Here is a 13,136-nt window from a genome sequence, read left to right as displayed (position 1 = left end):
GCGGAGCTCGAGCTCCGGTTCGCGGCGGCGGCGCCTCTCATCCATTTCCTCAATGTCAATACGTTCACGTTCAATTCGTCAGCCACCGCTCCAACTGTCCGGCTCCCGCGCTGCAGGACCTTCGACAGCGCCTGCTCCTTGAACTCAACAGAATACGTTTGTTTCGCCTTCAACCTGCACCTCTGACTCTTCTTGATAAAAAAGTTCAGAAGCGACAACTAGTCTGACGCCGGGGGAGGTTCGGTGCGATGCCGACCGAACGCTTCTAACCTGCACCCTCCGAGACGCATTCCGACTCCCCATAAAAACGCGCTCCTCCCTTGCTATCGTGGTCTGGCTTTCACGGGCAATCATCACAGGAGGATGTGATGCTAGACAGATACCTGGTAGCACCCAAAACGTTGAATCGCCTGCGCACAGGACCGGCCGGCGCCTTCATGGACAGCTTCGCTGATACGCTCGAACAGGAGGGATACTCTGCGGCCAGCGCCGTGCGTTACATACGGGCCGGCGATCATCTGGGCCGCTTCATGCGAATGAATGGTGGGACTTTGACCGACGTGGGTCCGCAGACGTTGGAAGTCTTCCGACGACATCTTCCAACGTGCTCCTGTCCGGATGCAAAGGGCGGTAAGGCAAATCACCATGTTTACTTCGGAGCGAAGCGCTTTCGGGAATACCTGATTGGGATTCGTGTCTGTGAAAGCGACAATCCTTCAAATGCCGAGATTGGTGAACCTGCCATCGTGAGCGTTTTCCGGCGATGGATGCAAAAGCATCGGGGCGCGAAGGCATCGACCCTTCGGCTCTACTGTCGCGATGCCTCGGTAATGCTGGAAGTGCTTGGTCATGATGTGAGCGAGTGGGATCCAAAGCGCGTGCGCACGTTCCTGCTGGACAGTGCTCGCAACTGCGGCATCAGTACCGCCGAGAAGCGGGTCACCAGCACGCGGGCCTTCCTGCGTTATCTGGGTGTTCAGGGCCTGTGTCGCGCCGGTCTCGATCAAGCGGTTCCGGCGCTAGCGCATTGGCGTCTGGCGACGCTCCCACGGTATCTGACCGCTGACGCGGTCAACCGTCTGATAGACGCATGCAATGGCGATTCACTTCGAGGCCTTCGCGACCGCGCGATTATCCTGTTGCTCGTGCGACCGGGGTGCGCGCGGGCGATCTGGCGAACCTTCGCATGAAAGACATCGAATGGGAAACCGGGACGCTGCGCGTCTCGGGAAAGGGTCGTTATGAAGTTCGACTCCCACTGCCGCAGGACGCCGGTGAGGCACTCCTGCACTATCTCGAATCCCGGCCTCGGGTTACAGGATGCGACCGCGTCTTCGTACGCAACATTGCTCCGTTCAAACCGTTCGCTTCGGGCGATGGAATTTCGTCGGTAGTGAAACGCGCCCTCAAACGGGCCAAGGTAAGCTCACTCACGAAGGGTGCACATCTGCTGCGACACACAGCGGCAACTGAGATGTTGCGTCACGGTCTTCCGCTCGAGCAGATCGGCATGGTCCTGAGGCATCGCGGCATCGACACGACAGCCTATTACGTCAAGGTTGACGTCGTATTACTCAAGCGAATCGCACAGCCTTGGCCGGAGGTGATGAAATGATCCCAGCCGTGGAGTCCTATATTGCCGCGCGTCATGCCGCCGGCTTCAAACTGCAGAACGCGGGCTACCTGCCGCGCAGCTTTGCGCACTTTGCTGTCGATCGCGGCGAGACGCACATCCACGCGCAGACCGCGATTGACTGGGCGGCGGATGCTGGCTCAGTAGCTCAGCGTGATGCGCGGCTGAAGACCGTATGCCGGCTCGCCCGGTATCTGCACATCGAAGATCAGGACCATGAAGTACCACCGGCACGGTACTTTGCCTACCGAAAGACACGTCGGGTTCCGTACATTTACTCTTGCACGGACGTCGAGCGCCTGATCGACGCAGCGCTGAAACTGGGGCCCGCCGGCGCGCTGAAACCACACACATATGCGGCATTGATTGCTCTCCTGTCGGCCACTGGCCTGCGCGTCTCGGAGGCCCTGGACCTCCGTATTGCCGACGTTACGCCGGACGGACTCATCATTCGAAAGAGCAAATTCCAGAAGACCCGCCTGGTTCCTCTGCACGACACAACGGCAGCGGGATTGCAAAAGTATCTAACACTGCGTCGGCAGGTCCGTTCGTGTGACGACCACGCGTTCGTCGATGACGATGGCCACCCGGTCAGATACACAGTCGCCTACTGGATGTTCCAGAAACTGCTGAAGATTGCCGGCATCGGCCATACCCATGATGGCCACCGTCCCCGAATCCATGAGCTAAGGCACTCGTTCGCTGTCCACGTGCTGGAGGCGAGTCCAGAGGGGCGGGACCGTGTTGGACAGCACATGCTGGCGCTTGCAACGTATCCGGGGCACGTCAACATCAAGTCGACCTACTGGTATCTTGAGGCCACTCCGGAGCTCCTGCGCGACATCGCGGTCGCCGCAGAGGGTTTCCTAACCGGAGATCAAAAATGACACCGCTCGCACCCCACGTTGCTGTGTTCCTTCGCGAGAACCTTGCGCATCAGAGAAGCGCCAGCCAACACACGTGTGATTCCTATGCATGCAGTTTCCAGCTCCTGTTTGAGTTCGCCGCCAAACGGCTCAAGGTTACCCCCTCGTCGCTTGCGCTGGAGCAGCTCGACGCCGGGATGATCAGCGCGTTCCTGGAATATCTTGAAGATGCACGTCACAACTCACCGGAGACTCGCAACGTTCGACTGGCTGCTATCAGATCCTTCTTCCACTTCCTTGAGCATCGCGAGCCCGCGATGCTCAAGCAGGTCCGGCGTGTACTCGGCATTCCGTACAAGAAGACTGATTCCTGCCTCGTGCCTTATCTAGTTGAAAATGAGGTTCGGGCTCTCCTCGATGCCCCCGATCCGGCAACACGTGAGGGAATCCGGGATCGCGCAATGCTGCATCTTGCCATCTGCGGTGGCCTGCGTGTCTCAGAGCTGACGGGATTACAGACAGCAGATGTTGTACTGCCGTCGATGAGCATCCGCGTTCACGGCAAGGGCCGGCGAGAGCGTTCGCTGCCCCTGTGGAAATCCACCGCCAACGCATTGCGTGCATGGATAACGGTACGGGGAGTTGTCGCCGTACCGGAATTGTTCGCCAATGCTCGTGGTGAAGCGATGAGTCGCTGGGGGTTCGCCTATGTCCTCAAACATCATGCCGAGGCGGCGAGTCAGAAGTGCCCTTCGTTATTACGTAAACGTGTGTCACCGCACGTCTTGAGGCATACCTGCGCAATGATCGTACTGCAGTCCACGAACGATATCCGGAAAGTGTCGCTGTGGCTCGGACACAGTGATTTAGCTACAACCGAAATCTACACTCGCGCCAATCCTACCGAGAAACTCGAAACACTCAACGCAATCGTTCCACCGCAGCTGCGCCGGGGCTCGTTTCGGCCGTCCGACAAGGTGACCGCCATGCTCAGGGCGAAGCTTTAATGGAGAGTTGATCGAGCGCGGATTCCCCGATTCGCGCTCGCTCTACACGCCCACTCCCCGTTAGACAATACTTCCCATAAGACATGTAATGGGGTGCACTCCATTACATGTCGGAACAAGCGCTGCCTCATTCGCTCAGGATATCCATTGTTGGAGGTCGATGCATCGCCGGATGGGCTCGGCGGTCGCATGGCCCGACCGATTTGACGCCATCGGCAGCAGGCGCAACGTTCTTGATCACGCCGCTGCCGAGCTTGCGGCGCAGTGAATGGATCAGGAATTAGACGGCATTGCTTTCGACTTCCTCGCCCCAGCCGTACAGACGGTCTTCGAGCTCGCGCCGCGACAGAATCGCGCCACGCCGCACGAGTAGCGCGCGCAGCAGTGAGAATTCGCGGTTCGACAGTTGGATCGGCGCGTCGTGACCGACCGTCGCTTCCCGCGCCACCGGATCCAGCGACACGACGCCGTTGCCAAGCACGGGTACAGCGGAGCCCGCTTGACGTCGGATCGCGACGCGCATCCGCTCAAGCAGCTCCCATCTCGAACGGCTTCAGCACGTAGTCGTCTGCACCGCCGTCGAGGCCACGGAGACGATCGTCGAGTTCATCGCGCGCAGTAACGACGATGAGTGGCACTGTGCCGTCCTGCGCGCGGATGCCGGCCAGCACTTCGTGCCCGTCCTGGCCGGGCAGGCCGAGGTCGAGCAGCATCTCGCCGACCGTCGCCGACATGATCTTGATGATCCAGAATGCGAGCGTGATGTCCGGGACCTTGTTCAGCCAGCTCGCAGCCCGTCGGTCGTAAAGAGTGAGCATGCCAGTGCCCTCCAGAAGAGTTCGGGGTACAGGCGGCAGTCTGACCGTTCAGACTTAAGTCATCGATAGCGGCGCGGTAAGGGTGACGCCGCTCATGCCCCAACGCGAAGTACCTGGTTCGATTGCGAATTGTTTTAGGGGATGAATGCTGCACCCTGTCGCGGCTAGATCGTGAATGCTGGCCGCGAACTTCGCTCCGCGAACTCATATTGCGGTGGAACTCACGCGGGCCCGAGGGTTTGATCGGGTGTCGCATGGCCATTCCTTTCGTGCATGGACATCTGCCTAGGCGTTTTCGCGACGACCATCGCAGCGTCGGCATGGCTAGCGCCGATGACGACCGCTGCGGCCCTGGCGACTGAGCAACCGGCCGCAGCTGAGCAGAATCCTCCGGCGTCATTCCCGATACGCAGGTTTTTCGCGAACTGTACGTCGCCGCTAGGTTTCTCGCTTAGCGTCGCCGAAGGCGGGGCACGTACGGAAGGTCGCGGCAGCGGGCAAATCCCGCAAATGCTGCCAGTTCTCGACCGGGAAGTCGTAGAAGGCCAACAGGCTCTCACACGTTGCGGATCGAAGACCCGCCGCGGATTCCGCGCGGCAGGTGAGTCCTTAGAACTGAACCTCCGGGGCGGCTCAAGCCGCCTTGGCAGCGACCTCCTTCGCGAGCAGGCGTTGCGCCTGCTGATCGCCCTTTCCGGCTTCCTGCGCGGTCTGTACCGAGGTTTCGCTGGCTTCTGCCATCAATGCATGCGCGGCGCTGCTGATGTTGACCGTATACGACGACGCGGATGCGCTGGTGCTCGAGCCCGTAGCCGACGAACCGGTGGCGCTGGCGCGCGATACCGGCGGCGTCGACGCAGAACCCGAGTTCGATGTGACGGACGAAGCCGACGCCTGTACCGCACCTTGACCGACTGACTGGATGGACATCTGAATCTCCCGATAGAAAAACATTTGTACTGCGTTCAGTCTATCGGCCCCGGCGTGTAAGACTTGAGAAGTAAATTTGCTAGCTTTTTGAGACCTCTTAAGTATCTCTTAAGGTCACATAAAACCCTACTTTCGGCGGTGTTGATTCGGTAAAGCTCAAACTGGTCTTTACCATCAATGGAGTCACTGGTTTTGTCTGAAAAGATGCGGGTCATCTCCGTAATTTCGTGCCGAGCGAGAAAGCCGCGCCACAATAGTTGTGGGGCCGCGTGGACGATTATGCCTGCGCGCGAGATAACCGCCGAGCCTGGCGATCCACAGCACGACCTGCGTTAGGGATGGAAGCAGGGCGGGCAACGTCGTCGTGCTGTCCACGGAGTGTCGCATGCCGAACGCTTACGGATGGTAAAGTTCACCTGAAGAGTCCCGACAGAATCTTGCACTGCTCAATCCTCCACACCCGTTTACCCAAAAAGGAAAACGTTTTGGCAAATGCTTGTTCTGGCGGCCTGGATATCGGCTTCGCCTCACTGACCTATCTGCAGATCGGATTGTTAGGCGTTGTTCAAGGCATCACTGAGTTGTTGCCCATCTCATCGACGGCGCACATGCGCATCGTTCCGGCCATGCTCGGCTGGCCGGACCCCGGGTCGGCCTTTTCCGCGGCAATGCAGTTGGCTGCGTTGGCAGCGGTGGTAAGTTATTTCTGGCGCGACGTGCGCGGCGTTGTCGTGGGAAGCGTCACTGCCCTCCAGCGGCGCACGTATCAGGATGTCTCATTTCGCCTGGCGATAGCAATCGTGCTCGCGACGGTGCCCATCGGCATCGCTGGCCTGGCCCTGTCGTCTACGCTTAATGCGTGCGGCACTCCGCTGAGAAGTCTGTCAGTGATCGGGGGCTCCTGCATTGTGATGGCCGTTCTGCTAGCCATCGCAGAACTCACCTGTAGTCATCGCCGCACCGTCAACGAGATGCGTTTGCGCGACGCACTCATTGTGGGACTCGCGCAGATGGGTGCCCTGATCCCGGGCGTGTCGCGTTCTGGATCGACCCTGACAGCGGCGCTCTTTCTTAACTTCAAGCGTGAGGAGGCCGCGCGCTTCTCTTTTCTGCTTGGTCTTCCCGCCATTGCGCTGGCCGGGCTGAAAGAGCTTTGGGTACTCTTTCATGCGCGCATTCCGCTTGAAGCGTGGTCGTTACTGCTTTTCGGACTGGTAGTCGCAAGCGCATCGGCATTTGTTGCAATCTGGGGACTCATGAAGCTTCTCGAGAAGTTCTCCACATGGCCGTTTATTGTCTATCGCGCGGTGCTTGGTGTATTTCTCCTGCTCGCCGTGCAGTTCAACCTGGCTTAGCCAACAATGCTGCGGCTGTGCGAAACAACCGGCATGAAACCCAGGTCGAGCGAGAGTTGTCGCGTCTGGTCGCCTGCACTTGCGTTGCTCAGCGATCCACCACATGTGGGATCGTCATGGCATCACTTTCACGATTCACCTGCATTGCATTCCAGCCGCCTCCGAGCGCCTTCACCAGTCCCACCGACGACACCATGCGTTGCCCGGCGAGAGCCGAGAGCCTTTGCTCCGCCGTGAAAGCGGAGGTTTGCGCGACCAGCACGTTCACGTAGCCGACCGTGCCTGCCTTGTATTGATTGTTCACAATGGCCAGCGCCCGTCGCGCCGACTCCACGGCTTGCTGCTGGACCACGGTCTCCTGCTCGAGAATGCGCAGCGAAGCGAGATTGTCTTCCACGTCCTGGAATGCCGCCAGCAGGTCAGCCGGTACGTGGCGACCGTCTGGTCATAGGCCGCCCGGGCCGCTTCGGTCTGGGCGCGGCGCAAGCCTCCATCGAAGAGGTTGGCGGCAAGATCGGGACCCAGGATCCAGAAGCGCGACGGGGCGCGCACCAACTCGGATATCAGCGAACTCCGAAAGCCCCCCGTGGCCGACACAGTCAGTGTCGGAAAAACGCCGCGATTGCTACGCCGATCTGCTCGTTCGCGGCGGCGGCTCGGCGCTCGGCCGACGCGATATCCGGACGCCGCTCAAGAATGGCGGACGGCATTTCCACGGGCACGGCGGGCGGCGTCGCGTTGAGCGGCGACCGGGGAATCGAGAATATCGACGCCGGCTGGCCGACCAGCACCGCAATCGCATGTTCGAATTGCGCGCGTGCTACCCCGTTGTCGATGGCGGCCGCCTGTGCCGACTGCAATTGCGTTTGCGCCTGAATTACATCGGACCGCGCGACGAGACCCTGCGCATACCGGTTTTGCGTGAGTTGGAGCGACTGCTGAGGCGACGACGGTATTATCGAGCAACGTCTGCGAAGCATCGAAGGCGCGAAGCTGGAAGTAGGTCTGCGCCAGCGGTGCTTGCGTCGACCCGCGCGTCGGCGAGATCGGCAGCGGCGGCTTGCTGCCCCGCCTGTTGCCCCGCAATCGTACGGCTCACTCTTCCCCAAAAATCGGGCTCCCACGATGCGTTGAAGAAGAGATTATAGCTCCTAGTGATCGGGCCTGAAGGCGACTGGGCGCGCGATTCGGACGCGTTGAAACCGACTGTCGGAAAGTATGCGGCGCGGGCTTCGCCGACCAACGCGCGCAGCAGCAGGTCGTGCTGCGAGGGACGCAGCAAGGAGGACACTGAAAAACGTGATGTGATAGTCGAGTTCGGCCCAACCTACCCGCAGCATATCTTTTTACCGATCCATGCCCCGGTTGCGTTGGCCGGGTTCGACCTCTGTTGGCCTATGTGGGCTTCCGCACACTTCCTTGCCAATTACAGGCTCCTGGGGCTTCCCCGACCACCCCTTATACCTAGAATTAGTCCACAGCGACAACCGTGTGGAGGCCGATGATGGATGCACTTCCGGGCTTTATCGTCTTTGGCGTTTCATTAGCCGCGATTGTTGCAGTAAGAGAACGCGACCGAAAATTGTGGTGGGCCAGTGTGTTTGGCACCTTGGCGGGGGGGCCAATTGTGGTCGCGGCGCTGTCGATGGCAATGCCCGGCACTACAAGCAGTATCGAGGCCGCCACCTTTGCATTCCTAGTGCCGGTTGTCATCCTGTCCGTCTCCGTATGGAGGCAGGGCAGTCCGCAGATCGCTGCGAAGAACGGCAGTTGATGACACGGCGTCCGAGACAATGCCACGATGTATTCGACATGCCATGCGCTGCCAGGAAGCGCGCCAAGCGCTTGCGCAACTTCGCGCGAATACGAACGACGGCATCTTGCCCGGCTCCTCTGCAGAAATATGCGGGCTGCTGCTGGTGCTGGATGCCGGCACATATGCGTTGAGCCGCCGGGCCGGGCTCCCGTAAAGGTTCACCATAGAGAGCCTCGTGATCTGGCAGGTGCAAGCGCCTGGCATCGTCAATCTGCGCCACCCGCCTTCGGGAAGGCGGGACATCAGGCCGCGTGCGCTGTCGGCATTGGAATTGCCGGTTTAACGGGCAAATTGGGAAAGGTCAGGCACCTTTTGCGGCTTTCGCAAAAGCTTCGGCAAGCTTGTCGAAATGTTTCAGCGCGGCAGGCGTGAGTTCGATTTGTTTGCGGCGTGCGTCTTCGGTGTCGCTCAGTGTGAGCCAGCCTTTCTCACGCATCGACGTGATGCGTGCGTGAAGAGTCGCGGGCGAGCCAAGTTCGCTGTGGGCCATCATGTCCCGAACCGAAAGACGATCGTTTCTTTGCTCCGTGCGCGCGACGAATTCGAGGATTTTCTCTTCGAGCGGATCAAGCGCAGGAAGCGCAGGCAGACCGCGCAGGGCCTCGGTCAGCTGCAGGAATCGCAGGTAGATATCAGCAGGACGTGTCATCGCTTACGCACTGTTGAGATAGGCTGTTGAAGGCAGGCGCTCGCGGGACGGCATGCAGGCGCGTTATGATTCGCTCGATAATAAACATGGAAGGGCAGTTTACCGCAATGTCTAGCTTACGTTTGCATTTCTGGTCGATCTCTGGGACGCTTTTCGCGTTCCTGGTTTCGCTGTGGATCAACCAGGCGGTGTTCTCCCACACGTCTTTCGTTCGAGGCATAAACTGGATTTTCTTGCCCTCCGGCGTTCGGCTTCTCGGTACGTTGCTGGTCGGGTTTGATGGGTTCGTTGGCCTGCTGGTTGGCGGTCTGCTGATGGACTTTATCTATTGGTTTCCGCACGACCCGGTCCGCGCAATCGCGGGAGCCATTCTGGGTTCGCTCGCTCCCTATCTTGTTTATAGGCTTGCACTGGAGCGCTACGACCTGAAGGCGTCGCTGACAAATCTTACGCCGAAGCGACTGCTAATACTGGCCGTTGCGTACTCGGTGGCGAACCCGTTTCTGCACCACATCTGGTTCGCGTTGCAAGGCAACACGGAGAACATTGGCGAAAGCTTCATCATGATGTTCGTGGGCGATCTGACCGGTGCGCTAATCATGCTGTATGCGATGAAGGGGATTCTGGCCTTGTTGCCAAAACAGCCGGGCGATTCCCTTATGTCGAATGGCATGTTCAGTATTCGGTTGGCGTTAAACAGCGCCTATAGCAATCTGTCGGCGCGCTAAGGCTCAGTAAGACGGTCGATTTGTCGGTGGCCTATGTTAGACACTCGGACGGCTGGTCGCTGGACGGCATAAGCAGTGCGAAGCGGTTAATGAAAATCGAATGGCTGACGGGACAATGGTTCGGGCTACACGGCGGAGAGGACCGGAACCTTCGCGTCTGGAATTGGCCAGAAGCCATTGACCACACCGGTGTGCAGTCCACAACGTAACGCCATGGCAGAGCTTCGTGAAGACGATGAAGCGTGACTGCGTGGCATTCGTGTCCAAGCCTGACGCTGCGGTCGCAGCACGCAACCTCGCCGTCGCATTCGAGCACTATGCCGAGCAGCACCCTCACAGCGCATTGAAATATCGCTCGCCAAGCGAGTTCAGGCGCAAGACCGATTGATCGACTCAGTTGTGAGGCGAGGTCTGGAAGTACACGGGCAAGTCCACCATGCTGCGTGATCCGTAGTCGCCGCGTGCCAGATGTCAGCAGGTCGACGATTACCAGGTGGCGTATCAGCAGCGCGTGACGCTCGTCCCGGTTTATTTCAACTTCATACCGTGCTTCTTTTACGAGCATCAACGTGGCTAGCTCGTGCGGACTCAACGTGCATCTGTGACCCCAACAAACAATCCGCCGAGAACTTCCGGCTGTGGTTCAAAGCGTTTAGAGGGTGGCGATGACGGATGCGCCGGCCCCTCCGGCCCGTACCCGCCAGGGCATACGAAAGCTTACAAGCGCCTCTGCGAGACAAGTGTCCAATGACGGTCGCAGCGGCGGCGGCAAGGCATCGGGCCCGTCCCTGAGCATCATTCCCAACGTGGCTTCACAGGCCGGTGCAATGATTCATCGCCAATCGTCGTACGGCTCACTGTGACTGACCGGCTTCACCGTTAAGGGCGACTGCCCAAATGCGACAGCCAGCGCCAGCGAGCGGTGATCGCCGGAGAATGTTGTGGATCGTGTTTCGACTTATTGTGATAAATTATATAACAAACTAGACTGCGGGGATGCGGCAATGTTCTTTCCAGATGCAGCCTTTTCGCGTGCCCTTATCGGCACCACCGAATTCGTGGCGACGCCAGGCGCCCGCACAGCGCGGCGACCATGAACAGGCCCAAGAACAAGCGGTTTCTACGGCAGCGGTTCCGCTATGCAATGAGCGATGCTGCTGATAAGGCACTGCGATGGCCCACGCTGCTGAGTGCTGCGCTACTTGGCTACGTGCTGCCAAAAACACTCATTGCCGCGATTCCGAGTCAGATCACCAACGACGTTGCCATTGCTGCGGCTTGTTGGATAATCGGGTCTGCGGTGCACCTGTTGGCGGCGCTGTTCAAAGCGCACAGCCGTATCGCACCGCTCGCCGTCAAGGTGACAGACGATGTACGGTCGCCCGATGTCGCTTCGCATCATCAGGTTCGGGGCTACAACGTCGCAGTCATCGTCCGCAATCGGTCAGATGCACACCTGAAAGATTGCGCCGCTTATGTGATGAACGCACCGCAGGCGGACGGATCGACAGGTCCCCGGTGTGTCGAAAAGTTTGATTTGCCACCGAAGTCAAAGAAGACTGTGTTCGTTGCCTACTGGTTCTCTCGCGAACCTTTTCGCTCAGATGATAAAGACATCGGGCTGACTGGTGTGGTCAGCGAAAGGTTCGATGGCAATGTATGCGGGATTCGGGGTCCTGCGGCGATTCTTCATGTTCGCATTGATCCGCGAGACGCGAATAGCAAGGACGTTCACTGTCGGGTATGGATTGACGAGAATGTTCGCCGACTTAGGGCTGCGCCGCTGCCGGACTGATAGCGCAGTGATAGTTGTAAGCCGCGACGTCGAAGAAAGGCTCTCTTGGCGGGCGGAGGCCGGTCGATATGCCGGAGGCGCCGCATCGGTTCAGCCGCACGCGGACAGCCGGTATACGATGGCGGTGTCCCTATCGGGCGTCTGTTCCGGACGATTTACCTGATCGACTACCTCACCAATCCGGCGTTTCGCGCCGAATTGCAGCATGTGCTCAATCGCGGGGAGGCGGTGCATACAGTTCAGCGGGCGATCCACATCGGCAAGATTCCGCTGCAACTGGCCAGGCACCATGACTCGCTCTCGGCGGTGTCCTCGGCGCTGGCGCTGCGCACCAATGCCGTGATGGCGTGGAACACGATCCACATGCAGCGTGCGGTCGACCAGATAGAGTCGATGAGTGGAGAGGCCGTTCAGGCGGCGGATTTGCGGCACATCGCGCCGACGCATCTCGAAGGCATCAACCTGCGCGGAACGTTCGATTTCCCGATCGCACGCTATGCGCATCGTTTGCTGCCGAGCGTCGCCAACCTGAATGCGAAGCAGCGACGGCTAGCTTGACCCGCGGTGATCTCCATCGGCGTGCCGCTACTCGAATTCCGCCCGATGCGCGCAGGGCGATTGGCACTCCGCCGCGCGACCACTTCGGCCGGGAAATCAAAAAGCGAAAACGACCAGACAGGAAGTGCCTGATTTGGTGAGCTAATTTAACAGGGCCGGCTCGCAAACCCGCATCAAGCCAAGACCAACCTACCGTCGCAAATTGCATTGAAATCAAAAGGTAGGCCGTAAGGAGGCGCGCCCGCGCTGATTGCCCCGCGCTTGCCGATACTCAGCCTCGATGAACGACGGCTGACCCCGGCGCTGGGCTTCATATTCGATGCGCGGTGGCTGTTGCCGGGCGAATCGATCGTATCGATCCTGTGGAAGTTCGCGCGTGCGAACGGACTTCCTGGGCACGCGCTGGTGCGGCTGATGGGCGCTGACATCGACCCATACGAAGGCGTTGAGCCAATGCGCGATGCCGTCGATGCGAAGCATCTGAGGCGCACGCTGCTATTGCCTGGCAAGGTATTGCGCGCTTCACTCCTTGATGCCGGCCGGAAGGGAAGGCATCACCCGGTTTTCCGGTATTGCAGGCAATGCTATTACTCGGTCATCAGAGCGTGACGTACCGGATGTTCAGCGAAAACCGTTGGCCCGCTCACCGACGAAACCTAGAGACGCAATGCCATCGTTGCGGGCGGGAAACACCCTGTCCTCAACGCGAGACATGTGGCCGCGCCGTATCGCTGTGCGCAATGCGGCGAGCTTTACGCGAGTCAATCTCCTCCAGCCTTTTCGACGAAACCAGCGATGCGCAAGGAGCATCGTATTGCCATCGCGCGACATTTCCACAATCGCATGGCAGGCAGCTTTTGCCTTGGCAAGGATGAACGCAACTTGTAGCTCACGGCCTCGTGGCAGGGGCGCACGCTTCATAGTTCACTTTCCATTAATCTTCGTCCCGCAACTGTCTTGCGAAATACGCAAAAATGGGTG

General features: G+C 59.3%; 13 protein-coding genes and 4 pseudogenes. 10 read left to right on the top strand and 7 right to left on the bottom strand.

Annotated features, from left to right (window positions below; translation table 11 throughout):
• Nucleotides 1-173, bottom strand: a 173-nt coding sequence (locus BCA01S_RS37760) for a transposase (RefSeq protein ID WP_156955201.1), incomplete at its 3' end; no start/stop codon positions are given.
• A 195-nt stretch (nucleotides 174-368) separates the two neighbouring features.
• On the opposite strand from BCA01S_RS37760, the gene BCA01S_RS38855 reads away from it, so the two are divergent.
• Genes BCA01S_RS38855 through BCA01S_RS33895 form a run of 4 tightly spaced genes read left to right on the top strand, consistent with a single transcriptional unit; the run spans nucleotide 369 to nucleotide 3,506 of the window.
• On the top strand, nucleotides 369-1,190 hold the full coding sequence (locus tag BCA01S_RS38855) for a tyrosine-type recombinase/integrase (RefSeq protein ID WP_208459234.1): 822 nt from the start codon (nucleotides 369-371) through the stop codon (nucleotides 1,188-1,190).
• Nucleotides 1,187-1,615, top strand: coding sequence for a tyrosine-type recombinase/integrase (locus BCA01S_RS38850; RefSeq protein WP_244146122.1), 429 nt, complete (start codon nucleotides 1,187-1,189; stop codon nucleotides 1,613-1,615). The genes BCA01S_RS38855 and BCA01S_RS38850 overlap by 4 nt, the downstream gene beginning before the upstream one ends.
• Nucleotides 1,612-2,520, top strand: a complete 909-nt coding sequence (locus BCA01S_RS33900) for a tyrosine-type recombinase/integrase (RefSeq protein WP_027780643.1) — start codon at nucleotides 1,612-1,614, stop codon at nucleotides 2,518-2,520. Before BCA01S_RS38850 ends, BCA01S_RS33900 begins: the two co-directional genes overlap by 4 nt.
• On the top strand, nucleotides 2,517-3,506 hold the full coding sequence (locus tag BCA01S_RS33895) for a tyrosine-type recombinase/integrase (RefSeq protein WP_027780642.1): 990 nt from the start codon (nucleotides 2,517-2,519) through the stop codon (nucleotides 3,504-3,506). The genes BCA01S_RS33900 and BCA01S_RS33895 overlap by 4 nt, the downstream gene beginning before the upstream one ends.
• A gap of 283 nt (nucleotides 3,507-3,789) precedes the next feature.
• Here the strand turns inward: BCA01S_RS33895 and BCA01S_RS36310 are convergent.
• Nucleotides 3,790-4,219 (bottom strand): annotated as a pseudogene (locus BCA01S_RS36310) (response regulator transcription factor); the annotation flags it as partial.
• Between the two features lie 738 nt (nucleotides 4,220-4,957).
• A complete protein-coding gene (locus BCA01S_RS33885) occupies nucleotides 4,958-5,254 on the bottom strand; it encodes a hypothetical protein (RefSeq protein WP_156955199.1) in 297 nt (98 codons plus the stop codon).
• Between the two features lie 485 nt (nucleotides 5,255-5,739).
• On the opposite strand from BCA01S_RS33885, the gene BCA01S_RS33880 reads away from it, so the two are divergent.
• Complete coding sequence (locus tag BCA01S_RS33880; RefSeq protein ID WP_027780640.1) at nucleotides 5,740-6,609, top strand: undecaprenyl-diphosphate phosphatase; 870 nt, start codon at nucleotides 5,740-5,742, stop codon at nucleotides 6,607-6,609.
• A gap of 88 nt (nucleotides 6,610-6,697) precedes the next feature.
• Here the strand turns inward: BCA01S_RS33880 and BCA01S_RS36300 are convergent.
• Nucleotides 6,698-7,858 (bottom strand): annotated as a pseudogene (locus BCA01S_RS36300) (efflux transporter outer membrane subunit); the annotation flags it as partial.
• A 252-nt stretch (nucleotides 7,859-8,110) separates the two neighbouring features.
• Here BCA01S_RS36300 and BCA01S_RS33860 point away from each other — a divergent pair.
• Entirely contained in the window at nucleotides 8,111-8,383 is a 273-nt protein-coding gene (locus tag BCA01S_RS33860; protein ID WP_169740561.1) for a hypothetical protein, read from the top strand.
• A 343-nt stretch (nucleotides 8,384-8,726) separates the two neighbouring features.
• On the opposite strand, the gene BCA01S_RS33850 is transcribed toward BCA01S_RS33860, so the two are convergent.
• The gene (locus BCA01S_RS33850; protein WP_027780635.1) at nucleotides 8,727-9,074 is read right to left on the bottom strand and encodes a winged helix DNA-binding protein; all 348 of its coding nucleotides are present in this window, start codon (nucleotides 9,072-9,074) and stop codon (nucleotides 8,727-8,729) included.
• Nucleotides 9,075-9,181: 107 nt separating this feature from the next.
• On the opposite strand from BCA01S_RS33850, the gene BCA01S_RS33845 reads away from it, so the two are divergent.
• The 4 genes and pseudogenes from BCA01S_RS33845 to BCA01S_RS33830 all read left to right on the top strand — a co-directional run.
• Nucleotides 9,182-9,802 (top strand): hypothetical protein, encoded by a 621-nt coding sequence (locus BCA01S_RS33845; protein WP_027780634.1) that lies wholly within the window; start codon nucleotides 9,182-9,184, stop codon nucleotides 9,800-9,802.
• Nucleotides 9,803-9,894: 92 nt separating this feature from the next.
• A pseudogene (locus BCA01S_RS36295) lies at nucleotides 9,895-10,190 on the top strand (integrase core domain-containing protein); the annotation flags it as partial.
• Between the two features lie 705 nt (nucleotides 10,191-10,895).
• On the top strand, nucleotides 10,896-11,597 hold the full coding sequence (locus BCA01S_RS33835; RefSeq protein WP_027780633.1) for a hypothetical protein: 702 nt from the start codon (nucleotides 10,896-10,898) through the stop codon (nucleotides 11,595-11,597).
• A gap of 81 nt (nucleotides 11,598-11,678) precedes the next feature.
• Nucleotides 11,679-12,155 (top strand): annotated as a pseudogene (locus BCA01S_RS33830) (Tn3 family transposase); the annotation flags it as partial.
• A gap of 213 nt (nucleotides 12,156-12,368) precedes the next feature.
• Here BCA01S_RS33830 and BCA01S_RS38345 read toward each other — a convergent pair.
• Both BCA01S_RS38345 and BCA01S_RS38340 read right to left on the bottom strand, forming a co-directional pair.
• Complete coding sequence (locus BCA01S_RS38345; protein ID WP_156955197.1) at nucleotides 12,369-12,635, bottom strand: hypothetical protein; 267 nt, start codon at nucleotides 12,633-12,635, stop codon at nucleotides 12,369-12,371.
• Between the two features lie 141 nt (nucleotides 12,636-12,776).
• A complete protein-coding gene (locus BCA01S_RS38340) occupies nucleotides 12,777-13,076 on the bottom strand; it encodes a hypothetical protein (protein WP_156955195.1) in 300 nt (99 codons plus the stop codon).
• Between the last annotated feature and the right edge of the window lie 60 nt (nucleotides 13,077-13,136).

Origin of the sequence: Paraburkholderia caledonica NBRC 102488 (genome assembly GCF_000685095.1) — a bacterium.
Lineage (GTDB): Bacteria > Pseudomonadota > Gammaproteobacteria > Burkholderiales > Burkholderiaceae > Paraburkholderia > Paraburkholderia caledonica.
Note: the sequence above shows the minus strand (reverse complement) of the source record. Positions and strands in the feature narration are given on the sequence as shown.